Origin of the sequence: Cupriavidus agavae, assembly GCF_004217045.1 — a bacterium.
Lineage (GTDB): Bacteria > Pseudomonadota > Gammaproteobacteria > Burkholderiales > Burkholderiaceae > Cupriavidus > Cupriavidus agavae.
The window spans coordinates 58,353-71,970 of record NZ_SGXM01000011.1; the positions used below are offsets into that span (position 1 = coordinate 58,353).

Annotated in this window: 12 protein-coding genes and 1 tRNA gene; 7 read left to right on the plus strand and 6 right to left on the minus strand. The window is 67.8% G+C overall.

The genetic code is table 11. From position 1 onward, the window contains the following. Positions 1-32: 32 nt before the first annotated feature. Positions 33-941, minus strand: coding sequence for a c-type cytochrome (locus EV147_RS23805; RefSeq protein WP_130393694.1), 909 nt, complete (start codon positions 939-941; stop codon positions 33-35). Between the two features lie 312 nt (positions 942-1,253). Between EV147_RS23805 and EV147_RS23810 the strand changes: the two genes are divergently transcribed. Continuing rightward, a tRNA-Arg gene (locus EV147_RS23810) sits at positions 1,254-1,329 on the plus strand. Positions 1,330-1,552: 223 nt separating this feature from the next. Here EV147_RS23810 and EV147_RS23815 read toward each other — a convergent pair. Further along, positions 1,553-2,071, minus strand: coding sequence for a type II toxin-antitoxin system PemK/MazF family toxin (locus EV147_RS23815; protein ID WP_130393695.1), 519 nt, complete (start codon positions 2,069-2,071; stop codon positions 1,553-1,555). A gap of 195 nt (positions 2,072-2,266) precedes the next feature. Here EV147_RS23815 and EV147_RS23820 point away from each other — a divergent pair, with 195 nt between their 5' ends. The 3 genes from EV147_RS23820 to EV147_RS23830 all read left to right on the plus strand — a co-directional run bounded on the left by EV147_RS23820 (position 2,267) and on the right by EV147_RS23830 (position 7,617). Then, positions 2,267-3,769, plus strand: coding sequence for a methyl-accepting chemotaxis protein (locus tag EV147_RS23820; protein WP_235844974.1), 1,503 nt, complete (start codon positions 2,267-2,269; stop codon positions 3,767-3,769). Between the two features lie 91 nt (positions 3,770-3,860). Continuing rightward, positions 3,861-4,265 carry an alternative ribosome rescue aminoacyl-tRNA hydrolase ArfB gene (arfB, locus tag EV147_RS23825; protein ID WP_130393696.1) on the plus strand — a complete coding sequence of 135 codons (405 nt, stop codon included), beginning with the start codon at positions 3,861-3,863 and terminating at the stop codon, positions 4,263-4,265. 148 nt (positions 4,266-4,413) lie between these two features. Then, positions 4,414-7,617, plus strand: coding sequence for a bifunctional cytochrome P450/NADPH--P450 reductase (locus EV147_RS23830; protein WP_130393697.1), 3,204 nt, complete (start codon positions 4,414-4,416; stop codon positions 7,615-7,617). A gap of 72 nt (positions 7,618-7,689) precedes the next feature. On the opposite strand, the gene htpX is transcribed toward EV147_RS23830, so the two are convergent. Next, positions 7,690-8,568, minus strand: coding sequence for a protease HtpX (htpX, locus tag EV147_RS23835; RefSeq protein WP_130393698.1), 879 nt, complete (start codon positions 8,566-8,568; stop codon positions 7,690-7,692). A 109-nt stretch (positions 8,569-8,677) separates the two neighbouring features. Beyond that, the gene (locus EV147_RS23840) at positions 8,678-9,019 is read right to left on the minus strand and encodes a hypothetical protein (RefSeq protein ID WP_130393699.1); all 342 of its coding nucleotides are present in this window, start codon (positions 9,017-9,019) and stop codon (positions 8,678-8,680) included. A gap of 178 nt (positions 9,020-9,197) precedes the next feature. Between EV147_RS23840 and EV147_RS23845 the strand changes: the two genes are divergently transcribed. From EV147_RS23845 to EV147_RS23855, 3 genes are all read left to right on the plus strand, one after another. After that, entirely contained in the window at positions 9,198-9,632 is a 435-nt protein-coding gene (locus EV147_RS23845; protein WP_130393700.1) for a Cd(II)/Pb(II)-responsive transcriptional regulator, read from the plus strand. Positions 9,633-10,024: 392 nt separating this feature from the next. After that, positions 10,025-10,438, plus strand: a complete 414-nt coding sequence (gene rnk / locus EV147_RS23850; RefSeq protein WP_130393701.1) for a nucleoside diphosphate kinase regulator — start codon at positions 10,025-10,027, stop codon at positions 10,436-10,438. 275 nt (positions 10,439-10,713) lie between these two features. After that, positions 10,714-11,058, plus strand: coding sequence for a hypothetical protein (locus tag EV147_RS23855; protein ID WP_130393702.1), 345 nt, complete (start codon positions 10,714-10,716; stop codon positions 11,056-11,058). Between the two features lie 147 nt (positions 11,059-11,205). On the opposite strand, the gene ypfJ is transcribed toward EV147_RS23855, so the two are convergent. Both ypfJ and pyk read right to left on the minus strand, forming a co-directional pair. Continuing rightward, positions 11,206-12,084, minus strand: a complete 879-nt coding sequence (gene ypfJ, locus EV147_RS23860; protein WP_130393703.1) for a KPN_02809 family neutral zinc metallopeptidase — start codon at positions 12,082-12,084, stop codon at positions 11,206-11,208. 64 nt (positions 12,085-12,148) lie between these two features. Next, positions 12,149-13,615 (minus strand): pyruvate kinase, encoded by a 1,467-nt coding sequence (gene pyk, locus EV147_RS23865; protein ID WP_130393704.1) that lies wholly within the window; start codon positions 13,613-13,615, stop codon positions 12,149-12,151. Positions 13,616-13,618 lie beyond the last annotated feature (3 nt).

Here is a 13,618-nt window from a genome sequence, read left to right on the forward strand (position 1 = left end):
CGCGGGCTTTTTGTCGTGCCGATCTGGCTGGCTTACTTGGCGGCGTTGGCCATGTAGTCCGAGGCGGCGATCACGTCGGCGTCCGGGCCGGCATAGCCACCCTTCGGCGGCATGATGCCCTTGCCCTTGAGTGCATAGTTGTGCACAACGTCCATGCCTTCCTTGAGGCGCGGCGCCCAGGCGGCCTTGTCGCCGAACTTCGGCGCACCGGCAACACCGGCGGCGTGGCACGCGGCGCAGACCTGATCGTAGACCTTCTTGCCAATCTCGGCGGACGCAGCGGCCGGCGCAGCCGCCGTCGCAGCAGCAGGTGCGGCGGGAGCCGCGGCAGCCGGGGCAGGGGCAGCAGCCGGAGCCGGGGCCGCAGCAGCCGGGGCAGACGCCGCCTCGGGTGCCGACGCAGCGGCCTGGGCAGGCGCGCCCTGGGCCGGGGCGGCCGGTTCCGGGAACTTGGCGCCACCGGCGTCGGCCATGTAGACCACGGCACGGGCCAGTTCGTAATCGCTGAAATCGTCCGGCGACGTGCCCGCACGCGGGGGCATCGCACCCTTGCCGTTGACCACGGCCTTCATCAGGCCGTCGAAGCCCTGGCCGATCCGTGCCGTCCAGTCACCGGCCACGCCGAACTTCGGCGCGCCAGCGGCGCCCGTGGCGTGGCAGGCGGCGCAGACTTCCTTGTAGACCTGCTCGCCGGTCTTGAAGACGCGCGGCGCGTTGGGGTCCTTGATTTCGAGAGAGGCAACCGGGGCAATCCGGGTGTTGACCGCTTCCGCAGTCTGCGTCGAGCCAGCGCCCTCGAGGGTGCCGTGTCCGACAAAATTCACCAGCAGGACGATCACGATGATCGGCACCAGGAAGGCGGCGATCACGACGGCGACTAGTTGCTTGGGTGTCTTGATTGGCGACTCGTGGTGGTCGTTTTCTTGATGGACGTCACTCATACAGAACTCTCGATTTTGCGGGAAACCGTTTGCACAGCTCGTTGGGGGCGGCTTGCTTGTCTGGACCCTGTTTCGGGGGTGAATCTGTCGGTCTTAGCGTCCGGGGCCGTCTCCTGCCCCGCTACGTCTCTGTTACGACGCAAATAGCTGCCGATTATAGACCCAAGACCCCGCCCCGGGGGCCAAAAGCGACGGTTCAGAGACCCGTGATAACCCCCCACCGGCGCATCCCTCATGGACGGCCCGCGCCAACTCGGGTATCCTATGCGACTTTCCGGCGTCGGCCTCAGCCCGACGCCAGCAAGCCACATCGCGCCCGTAGCTCAATGGATAGAGTACTGCCCTCCGAAGGCAGGGGTTGCTGGTTCGATCCCAGCCGGGCGCGCCACGTTTTTTCCCGCAGATTGATTGTTGGAGCCACGCTCATCAGGCAGCGTGTGGCGCGCGCTTGCGCGACAGATTTGCGCGGGCGATGACATTGGCGCCCAGAAATGGCAAAAGCCCAGCGGCTGCTGGGCTTTTGCTGGTCCCTCAAAGGGGAGAGTCGCACTACTACTGCTGTTTGCCTCTTGGGCATACGGGTCGAATGCTGCACCTTCTTTAATCCAATGTCAATCCGGGCAGGGCAAAGCCTGTATGACGCTTTCGAGGTCATCGCCGCTTCCGGCTTGCTCACTTCGGCAACAAACCGCCTTCTTGCCCCGGTTTTCCGATATCAATGCGATGCCATTGACTGACTTCAACACCGCCGTCTGTATGTCAGTGACAAGCGCTCGTGGAAGGAAGTCCTGAACGAATCTCCCGTGAAAACCCTTGATGGTCGAGACTCTGTCCTTGCTGACCTGTTGCACAAGGTCAGCCTTCGCCCATCGCTGGCGGGAGTCGTAGAAGGCAGTCCTGGTAACCAGCGAACAGTCGATCTCCACGTGAAGTCCTCGGTCAATCTTACCGGCATCGCGCGTGGACGATACGGGCACGACCAGACAGCCGTTGCCCAGCTTCGCATTCATGACCACGACCATCCGTTTCTTTACCATCTCGGGCGGAATGTGCCCGTCTACGTGGAAGCGGCCCTCGTCATCCGGTCGATAGTTTCCAAAGTCGCACTCCATCAACTGTCCCACTTTCATCAGCGTGTCGCCCGTGAACGTTCAACAGCGAGCGATAGTACGGAGCAAGTTCCGAGCTGTAATCCGTCACCTCAAAGCCTCTCCCCGCACCGTTGACCCCTCAAGTCCCCGCCTCTTTCACCCGTTAACCGTCCCGAGCGCATGCGCAGTTGGTCGCAGCAGGCGCCATAGAAATTCCGAAGGAACGGGGAAAACATGTCGTTTGCCATCGCACAACCTGCCGGGTCTGCCGACCACGGTGGATCTTCCGCATCGCTGACGTCCAGGCAGGCTGCCCTGGGCGCCATTGCCCGCTGGGCGGATCTGGTCATGCTGCTGACGCTGCTGTGCTCGGGCGCGGCGGCGGTGGCGATCGGGGTGCACTACTACGCGCTGCCGCTGGCGTTGGGGGCTGGCGGGGCGCTGGTGGTGCTCGGTGCCGTCGCCTTCGCGATGGTGCGCGGCACGCGGTTCGGCGGTTTCACGCTGGTGGCGGCGAACGTGGCGATGGTGGTGCTGCACATCCAGCTCTCGCATGGGCTGACGGAGTTCCACTTTGGCGTCTTCGTGCTGCTGGGGCTGCTGCTGGTCTACCGGGACTGGCGGCCGCTGGTGTTCGCGGCGGCGCTGTTCGCGGTGCACCACGTGGCGTTCGACCGATTGCAGGCGCTCAGCTATCCGTTCTACTGCACGGCCGAGGCCGATTTCGCGCGGGTGGTGTTGCACGCGGTGTATGTGGTGGTGCAGACCGGCATCGAGATCGTGCTGGCGCTGCAGTTGCGGCGGGCGGCGGTGGAGGGTGCCGAACTGTCGGCGCTGGTCGCGCAGGTTGATGGCGGGGAGCGCATCTGCCTCGACGTGGAACACGTGGCCGTCAGCGTGCCGACGGCGCTGGCGCTGAAGGCGGCGATCACGCGCATGGCCGCGGCCATGATCGAGGTCCGCACGGCGGCGATGTCGGTGGAAGATGCCGCGTCGGAGATCGCCAGCGGCAGCATGGACCTCAGTGCGCGCACCGAGCGCCAGGCCTGGGACGTGCAGCAGACTTCGGCGTCGATGCAGGAAATCCACACCGCCGTGCAGAGCGCCGCGCACACGGCCGGCGAGGCCAGTTCGCTGGCGGGCGAGACCTCGGACGCGGTGGTGCATGGCGGCGACGCCGTGGGCCGCGTGGTGGAGACCATGGGCGGCATTTCGGCCTCGGCGGACCGCATCGCCGAGATCACGGGGCTGATCGACAGCATCGCGCTGCAGACGCATATCCTGTCGCTGAACGCTTCCGTGGAGGCCGCGCGGTCCGGCGAGAGCGGTCGCGGGTTTGCCGTGGTGGCGGGCGAGGTGCAGCAACTGGCCCATCGCACGGCCACGGCCGCGCGCCAGATCCGCGAGCTGATTGGCGAGAGCAGCAACCGCGTGGCGCAGGGCCGGCAGCAGGTGGCGGCCGCGCACGGCGGCATGGCCGAGATCGTGGTCAAGGCGCGGCGCGTCAATGACCTGATCCGGGGCATTTCGAGTGCCACCGACCAGCAGGCGGCCGGCATGGGGCAGGTAGGCGAGGCCGTGGCGCAGATCGACAGCATGACGCGCCAGAACGCCGCGCTCGTGGAGGAAAGCGCCGCTGCGGCGGAAAGCCTGAAGGACCAGGCCACGCGGCTCAACGCGGTGGTGGACCAGTTCCACCTGCTTGGCGCGGGGCGGCCCGGGATCCGGCGCGCCTGAGGGCCCGAGCGGCGGGAGCGGCGGAGCGGCCGGGCGGTCCGGAGGCCTGGCGGCTCGACCGCCGGTGGCCCCCGTTGCTATGATGCGGCGCATGGCCGACGACCTGTTCATATCCCATCACGAGTACGAGATCACCGCGATCCGCGCGCAGGGCGCGGGCGGGCAGAACATCAACAAGGTCTCCAACGCGGTGCACCTGCGCTATGACGTGCGGGCATCGTCGCTGGCGGAAGACCACAAGGAGCGGCTGCTCGCCCTGCACGACCACCGCATCACGCGCGACGGCGTGATCGTGATCAAGGCGCAGCAACATCGCAGCCTGGAAATGAACCGCGAGGAAGCGGTGCGCCGGCTGCACGAGCTGGTGCAGAGCGTGGCCACGCCGCCGCGCGTGCGGCGCGCCACGCGGCCGACCCGGGCTTCCCGGGTACGCCGGGTCGATGCCAAGGTCCAGCGCGGCCAGATCAAGGCGCTGCGCGGCAGGGTGACCGACTGACCGTGTGCCGCATCGGTGGCGCGGGGCGGCAGGGCGCCGTATGAATCGAACAAATATTTCAAACGGGCGGAACAGGGGTAGGACAAGGCGGCGATAGGCAGGCATGCTCGGGCTTTCCGGGTTCCGCCCCGACATTCATCCGCCCCCAATGTCATCCGTCACCGCCGCCGCACCGGACGCCTCGCTCGAACCGATTCCCCGCGATCCGGGCTGGCCCATCGTCGGCAACCTGTTCCAGATCACGCCGGGCGAGGTCGGCCAGCACTTGCTGGCGCGCAGCCGGCATCACGACGGCATCTTCGAACTCGATTTCGCGGGGCGGCGCGTGCCATTCGTCTCGTCGGTGGCGCTGGCGGCTGACCTGTGCGACCCGGCGCGCTTTCGCAAGATCATCGGCCCGCCGCTCTCGTACCTGCGCGACATGGCCGGCGACGGGCTGTTCACGGCGCACAGCGACGAGCCGAACTGGGGCTGCGCGCACCGCATCCTGATGCCGGCGTTCAGCCAGCGCGCGATGAAGGGCTATTTCGACGTGATGCTGCGCGTGGCGAACCGGCTGGTCGACAAGTGGGACGGCCAGGGCGCCGACGCCGACATTGCCGTGGCCGACGACATGACGCGGCTCACGCTCGACACCATCGCGCTGGCGGGCTTCGGCTACGACTTCGCGTCTTTCGCCAGCGACCAGCTCGACCCGTTCATCGTGGCGATGGTCGGCGCGCTCGAAGAGGCGATGCGCAAGCTCACGCGGCTGCCGATCCAGGACCGCTTTGCCGGCCGTGCGCACCGGCAGTTCGCCGCCGATACCGCCTACATGCGCGACCTCGTCGACGACGTCATCCGCCAGCGCCGCGCCGCGCCCACGCCGGGCATGGACCTGCTTAACCTGATGCTGGAGGCGCGCGACCCCGAGACCGACCAGCGGCTCGATGACGCCAATATCCGCAACCAGGTCATCACGTTCCTGATCGCCGGCCACGAGACCACGAGCGGCCTGCTGACCTTTGCGCTCTACGAACTGATGCGCAATCCGGGCGTGCTGGCGCAGGCCTATGCCGAAGTGGACGCGGTGCTGCCCGGCGACGCACCGCCGGCCTACGCCGACCTGGCCCGCATGCCGGTGCTCGACAGAATCCTGAAGGAAACACTACGGCTGTGGCCCACGGCGCCGGCGTTCGCGGTGGCGCCGTTTGCCGACGAGGTGATCGGCGGCCGCTACCGGCTGCGCAAGGACCGGCGCATCTCGGTGGTACTGACGGCCCTGCACCGCGATCCGAAGGTGTGGGCCAATCCGGAGCGCTTCGACATCGACCGCTTCCTGCCCGAGAACGAGGCACGGCTGCCCGCGCACGCCTACATGCCGTTCGGCACCGGCGAGCGCGCCTGCATCGGCCGCCAGTTCGCGCTGACCGAGGCCAAGCTGGCGCTGGCGCTGATGCTGCGCAATTTCGTTTTCCACGATCCGTACGACTATCAGTTCCGGCTCAAGGAGACGTTGACGATCAAGCCGGACAACCTCGTGCTGCGTGCGCGGCGGCGCCGGCCGCACGAGCGGATCGTCGTGAGCCGGGAGGTGTCTGCCGTGGCTGATACCGCGCAGGCCGAGGTTCGCGGAAATGGACAAACGATGATGGTGCTGTGCGCGTCGAGCCTTGGCACGGCGCGCGAACTGGCCGAGCAGATCCACGGCGGCGCGGTGGCGGCCGGCTTCGACAGTTCGCTCGCCGATCTCGATGATGTGGTGGACGCGCTGCCGGCATCGGGCCTCGTCGTGGTGGTGGCCGCCACCTATAACGGGCGGGCGCCGGACTCGGGCCGCCGCTTCGAGGCGATGCTCGACGCGCACGCGGCGGCGGGCTATCGCGCACCGGACCTGCGGCTGGCCGTGCTTGGCTGCGGCAACTCGCAGTGGGCCACCTACCAGGCATTTCCGCGCCGGGTCTTCGACTTCTTTGCCGAGGCGGGCGCGGTGCCGCTGCTGCCGCGCGGCGAGGCCGATGGCAATGCCGATTTCGACCAGGCGGCCGAGCGCTGGCTGGCGCAACTGTGGCAGGCGCTGCAGGCCGATGGCGCACAGGCGGGCGGCATCGCCGTCGATGTGCAGATGCGCAGCGTGGCGGACATCCGGGCGGCGCTGCTGCCAGCCGGCACGCAGGCTTTCACGGTGACCGGCAACCAGGAGCTGGTGCGCGACCCGGCCGGGCTCTGGGATTTTTCTGTCGAAGCGCCGCGCACTTCCACGCGCAGCATCACGCTGCAGCTGCCGCCCGGCGTGACATACAAGGCTGGCGACCACGTGGCGGTATGGCCTCGGAACGCCGCCGAACTCGTCGAATTACTATGCGAGCGGCTCGGTCTCGACCCGGAGGCCATCGTCACGCTGGCGGCCCCGGCCGGCGGCGCGCGTGGCCTGCCGGTGGGCGAGCCGCTGCCGCTGCGCCAGTTGCTGACGCACTTCATCGAACTGCAGGACGTGGTGTCGCGCCAGACACTGCGCGCGCTGGCGCAGGCCACGCGTTGCCCGTTCACGCGACAGGCGCTGGAGCGCCTCGCCTCGGACACGCCCGGGGAGGGCTATGCCGACCAGGTGGCGGCGCGGCGGCTCGGCATCCTCGATGTGCTGACCGCGCACCCGGCGATTGCGCTGACCGTGCCGCAACTGCTGGCCTGCACGGTGCCGATGCGTCCGCGCTTCTATTCAATCGCCTCGTCGCCGCTGGCCGCACCCGATGTCGTGACGCTGCTGGTGGGAACGGTCTGGGCGCCGGCGCTGTCGGGCCGCGGGCAGTTCCGTGGTGTGGCGTCCACCTGGCTGCAGGGGCTGGCGCCCGGGACCATGGTGTCGGCCGCGATCCGCACCCCGAATCCGCCGTTCGCGCCTGCCTCGGACCCCGCCGCGCCCATGCTGCTGATCGGACCCGGCACCGGCATCGCGCCGTTCCGGGGCTTTCTGGAGGAGCGCGCGGCGCAGCGGGCCGCAGGCATGGCAGTGACGCCGGCGCAGTTGTACTTCGGCTGCCGGCATCCCGACCACGATTGGCTTTTTTACGATGACGTGGCGCGGTGGACAGAGGCAGGTGTGGTGGCGGTGCACACCGCGTACTCGGTGGTGCCCGGCGCGGCGCGCTATGTGCAGGATCTGGTGTGGCAGCGGCGCGCGGAGGTCTGGACGCAGTTACAGGCGGGCGCGACGGTCTACGTCTGCGGCGACGGACGACGCATGGCGCCTGCGGTGCGGCAGGTGCTGATCGATATCGGGGTGGAGCAGGGCGGGATGACGCCGGAGGCAGCGTCGGCGTGGTTCGCCGGGATGGTGGAGGCCGGGCGGTACCGGCAGGATGTGTTCAATTAGTTCAGGCGCCCCCGGTTTGCTCCCGTCTCCCGCAACGCGGGAAACGGGAGGGGAGAGCACCCAATGCGGGCTTTACCGCGCGCCCGACAGCGCCGCGATCCGCGATTCGATCGGCGGGTGGCTGGAGAACAGCGCCATCCACGACTTGCCGCCCGAGATACCCATGGCCTGCATGTTCTGCGGCAGGCCGTCGGCGTCCAGGCCGCCCAGGCGGCGCAGTGCGGCGACCATCGGGGACGGGGTGCCCATCAGTTGGGCGGCGCCAGCGTCGGCGCGGTACTCGCGGTGGCGCGAGAACGCGGCAACGATGATGCTGGCCAGGATGCCGAAGACGATTTCGCAGATGACCACGGTGATCATGTAGCCGATGCCGGGGCCGCTCGATTCCTCGTCGTTGCGGCGCAGCCAGGAGTCGACGAAGTAGCCGACCACGCGCGCCATGAAGATGACAAAAGTGTTGACCACGCCCTGGATCAGCGTCAGCGTGACCATGTCGCCGTTGGCGATGTGGGCGACCTCGTGGGCCAGCACGGCTTCCACCTCGTCATGCGACATCGACTGCAGCAGGCCCGTGGATACCGCCACGAGCGAACTCTTCTTCGATGCGCCGGTGGCGAAGGCATTCGGCTCGCCGTCGTAGATGGCCACCTCGGGCATCGGCAGGCCGGCGCGCGTGGCGAGCTTCTCCACGGTCTGCACCAGCCACAGCTCGGTGCTGGTGCTCGGATGCGTGATGACCTGCGCGCCGGTGGACCACTTGGCGATGGTCTTCGACATCAGCAGCGAGATGAACGAACCGCCGAAACCCATCAGCGCCGCGAATACCAGCAGCATGCCAAGGTTCAGCCCGTTGGCGGTCAGGAAGCGGTTCACGCCCAGCAGGCTGGCCGTGAGGCTGAGGACGAGCATGACGGCGAGGTTGGTCGCCAGGAACAGGAATATACGTTTCATGGATGTGGGGGATGACCAGGTAAGGTGCGGCCGGGGCCGCAGGCGTGCGGACACGCTTGTGGCGTGCCTGCGACGTGGGGACGCGGAGCGTGCTCCGCGCGAATCGGGATCAGCCGCGCGGCGGGCGCGGCAGCAAGGGCAGGTCGGGGTCCGGCAGCCGCGCCATGGCATAGCGGGGCACGGGGCTGCGCGCCCCGGAGGCCAGCATGCGCGGCGCGGGCGGCGGCAGCAGTTGCTCGGCGAAGTCGGCGCCCGGCGGCGTCGGTTCGGCGGTGTCGGAGGGGAACGAAGCGTCGGGCGAAGCCGGCACGGCAAGGTCTGCCGCTTCGACGGCCACTGCCACGTTGTCCGGGGCGACCGCGGCCGCATGCACCGTTTCGACATGCCCGGCGCCGGACGCGCCAATGCCCGCCCAGGCCTGGAAAGGCAGGAAGGCAAGCAGCACGATCATCAACAGAAGGCGAAGCGGTTGCACGGGGGCGGGTGACGCGGGAGACGTAAATCGTTGGCGACGATTCTACAGGATGGCGCCCCCCACCGCAGGGGCAGCCAAGGGGTTTTGCACGCGACGCCGCGCAGGCTTACACTGATGACAACCCTGTAATCACTACGGGGATGGAGAAACGACGATGCGCATCGGCGAACTGTCGCGCCACAGCGGTTGCGACGTGGAAACCATCCGGTATTACGAACGGGAAGGGCTGCTCGACGCCCCGGCGCGCGAGGACAACGGCTACCGCCGCTACGGCGACGGACATCTCGTGCAACTCAACTTCGTGCGCCACTGCCGCTCGCTGGGCATGAGCCTGGCCGACGTGCGCCGGCTGCGCGATTTCCAGCGCAATCCGTCGCTGGCCTGCGACGATATCGACACGCTGCTGGACCGCCAGATCGAACAGATCCACGCCCAGCGGCTGGCGCTGGAGGCACTGGAAACCCAGTTGCGCGCTCTGCGCCATACCTGCGAGAACCCGAATCCGCATCCGGCCAGCGAATGCGGCATCCTCCAGAATCTGCAGCAGGCGGCCGAAGGCGCGGCCTGCGAATGCCATCCCCGGCACTGAACGGCGCCGCCGCATAGGAATTCCCTGAGAAAGCCGCGCCGGTTGCTGTGCTAGGATGGCCCTTCCCGTTGCCATGGCGCAACGGGTCCTATCGATTCACGGTTCCATCCGACAATCCATTCACGATGACTCGCCACCTGTCTCATGCTGCCCATGCCCTGGTTCGCCCCGCGCGACCGGCACGCGCGCGCATGGTGGCGCAGCCCATTACCGCCAGCCGCCGGATCAACGCCCCGCTTGATCCCGCCCGGTTCCCGGCCTGACTGACCCGCTCCGGGTCCGGTGCCGAACCGGGCCACCGCAGCAGTCCCAGTCTGTTTCCCTTTGATTTCCTGACGGTGCTGCCGGCGTCGCTCGCCGCGCCAGTGCCGCACTTTGCGAGAGGCAATGTCATGGCCAAGACCAAGAACCCGACCCTGTACCTGACCGAACTCGACGTGACACGCCTGGAGGGCATTGCCAGCCGCGCCGGCACGGCTGAACTCGACGAGATGCTCGACGCGCTGCTGGAGCGCGCCGCCATCGTCACGCCGGATCAGATTCCCAAGGACGTGATCACGATGAATTCGCGCGTGATCTGCGCGCTCGAAGGCGACGCCGAGCCACGTGAGTGGACACTGGCTTACCCCGACGACGCCGATCTGGCGGCGGGCAAGCTGTCGGTGCTGTCGCCCATCGGTCAGGCGCTGCTCGGCGCGCGGGCGGGCAAGACGGTCGATTACCGGCTGCCGAATGGCACAGCCCAGCGCGTGACGATTGTCGAGATCGTATTTCAGCCAGAAGCGAGCGGTCAGTTCACGCTCTGATCGTCCTGTTTCTCCGCCGGTCTGCTTCCCGCTCCCGCCTTGCGGGACCGGGAAGCCAAACCACCTACCGCCCGGTAGCCCTTCACCCCCCGCCACTCGTCTCGCAGCGTCGTCGTTTCACGGCTTGCAACGCACCATTCGTCGCAGCGGTATTTCTCGCTGAACTGCTACCCACTAACCTTCAGTCCGTGCTCGCATCGCTACATAGATAGCGGGGTGGGCAAGTAGTCGGCTGTGCCCATAAAAAAGCAGTGAATCAGTTGAAGGAGTCCCAGATGAACGCCAGACGTACCCTTGGCGGTGCCCTGCTGCTCGCCGCGTTTGCCGCGTCGACCGCCTTTGCCGCACCTGCCGCCACCAAGAAGGTGGGCAAGTTCGATGTGTATGCCGATGCCGCGCGCAACGGCAAGTTCGACGTGTTCAGTGAAGGCGCGAAGAGCGGCAAGTACGATACCTTCACGGACGGCGCCCGCCAGGGCGGATTCGACACGTTCAGTGAAGGCGCCCGCACCGGCAAGTTCGACAGCTTCAGCGAAGGCTCGCGCACGTTCAGCGGCGAGATCTCCGGCTCGGCGCTCGACAACTCGCGCAACGGCGACCTGTACGGCTACAAGGTCTGACCTGTCCCGGCAGCAAAATCGGCGGCCCCCGTCCAGGCGGGCCGCCGATCACCAGTTTCTCTCCCACCTGCGCGTCCGACCTCCTCCTTCTCTCTCCGTCGCGCAGGTGATTTTTCCCCTTCCCCAGCCTTTTCCCCGCACGTACCGCTAGAGCTGCTTGGCCGCGAAGGTGTCGCACTTGCGGATATCGCCCGTGCTGAGCCCCTGCCGCAGCCAGCGCACGCGCTGATCGCTGGTGCCGTGCGTGAACGCCTCCGGCACCACATAGCCCTGCGACTGCTTCTGCAGCCGGTCGTCGCCGATGGCGGCCGCCGCCTTGAGCCCTTCCTCGATATCGCCCGGCTCCAGCAGTTGCTGGTTGAGTTTCTGCGCCGTGGCGGCCCAGACACCCGCCAGGCAGTCGGCCTGCAACTCCATGCGCACGGAAAGCTGGTTGGCCTGCGCCTCGCCCATGCGGCGCCGGGCGCTGTCGACCTTGCCCGAGACGCCGAGCAGGTTCTGGATGTGGTGCCCGACCTCATGGGCGATCACATACGCCTGCGCGAAGTCGCCCCCGGCGCCAAAGCGCTGCCGCAGTTCGTTGTAGAACGCCAGGTCGATATAGACCTTCTGGTCGGCCGGGCAGTAGAACGGGCCCATGGCCGATTGTCCGGTGCCGCACGCGGTGGGCGTGGCGCCCGAGAACAGCACCAGCGTGGGCGCGGCGTAGCGGCGGTTCAGGTCGGTCTGGAAGATGTGGTCCCACGTGCGCTCGGTGTTGCCGAGCACCTTGCGCGTGAACACGGTCAGCTGGTCGGTGGCCGGCGCGCGCTGCGCCTGTGGCTGGGGCGTCTGCTGCGGCTGCAGGTTCGACGCGCCCTGCAGGATCAGCATCGGATCGATGCCGAAGAAATAGGACGCCGCCAGCGCGATGACCACCGTGCCGATGCCGATCGACTTGCCGCCCAGCGGAAATCCTCCTCCGCCAAAACCGCCACCGCGGCGGTCTTCTACATTCTGGCTTTCGGCTTCGTCATCGAGACGCATGTTGGGGGCTCCATCGGCGGGATTGCCATGCCGATGGAGTATAGCAATGGTGTCTGACGGGAAATTACACCGTCTCAGCAGCCGGCACCCGCCCGAGTTCCACCCCCGCCACCTCGGCCCCCACTTCCGCCACGCGCAGCAGGTTGGTCGTGCCGCCCTGGCCGAACGGCATGCCGGCTGCGATGGTGATCTGGTCGCCCGGCGAGGCATACCCTTCCACCAGCGCGGCGCGGGCGGCGGCCTGCACCATTTCGTCCACGCTCTGCACGTCGGGACTGACCGTCGAGTGGACGCCCCAGGCAATGGCCAGCCGCCGCGCGATATCGAGGTTTGGCGTGATGCTGACGATGGGCGCGTCGGGACGCTCCCGCGCCGCGCGCAGCGCCGTGGCGCCCGACGACGTGTACGTGACCGTGGCCCTGGCGCCGATGATGTGGGTCACCTCGCGCAGCGCGGCGCAGATGGCGTCCTGGCGCGTGTTCAGCGGCGCCTCGTGCTGGGCGTCGATCAGTTTGAGATAGAGCGGGTCGCGTTCCACCTCGGCGATGATGCGGTCCATCATCGCCACGGCCGGCACCGGATGGCGGCCGTTGGCGGATTCGGCCGACAGCATCACCGCATCGGCGCCGTCGTAGATGGCGCTGGCCACGTCCGACGCTTCGGCGCGCGTCGGCACCGGCGAGTCGATCATCGATTCCAGCATCTGCGTGGCGATGACGACGGGCTTGCCCAGTTGGCGGCTGACACGCAGGATGCGCTTCTGCACGCCGGGCACGCGCTCGGGCGGCAGTTCCACGCCGAGATCGCCCCGCGCCACCATCACGGCGTCAGAGACGCGCACGATTTCTTCCAGTTGCTGCAGCGCGGCCGGCTTCTCGATCTTGGACAGCACGCCCGCGCGGGTGCCGATGATCTCGCGCGCTTCCACGATGTCGGACGGCCGCTGCACGAACGACAGGGCGATCCAGTCGGCGCCGAGTTCGAGTGCGAAGTCCAGGTCGCGCCGGTCCTTTTCGGTCAGCGCCGGGATCGGGATCACGGCATCGGGCACGTTTACGCCCTTGCGGTCGGACAGCGTGCCGTTGTTGGCCACGCGCGTGGTGATGCTGCCGCTGGCCACGTTCTCGATGTTCAGCCGCACCTTGCCGTCGTCGATCAGCAGCGACTGCCCGGCGCTGGCCGCCTTGAACAGTTCGGGGTGGGGCAGGTACACGCGCGTGGCGTCACCGGGGGTGGGGTCGCTGTCGAGCACGAACGGGTCGCCCGCGCGCACAGCCACCTTGCCGGCCGCAAACGTGCCGATGCGCAGCTTCGGGCCCTGCAGGTCGGCCAGGATGGCGATGGGGCGGCCGGTCTCGGCCTCCACCTGGCGCACCGCGTCGTAGCGGGCGCGGTGGTCGTCGTGGGTGCCGTGGCTGAAGTTCAGCCGGAACACGTCGGCCCCGGCGTCGAACAACTGGCGGATCACGGCGATGTCGGAACTGGCCGGGCCCAGGGTGGCCAGGATCTTGGCTTTACGCTGGCGTCTCATTGT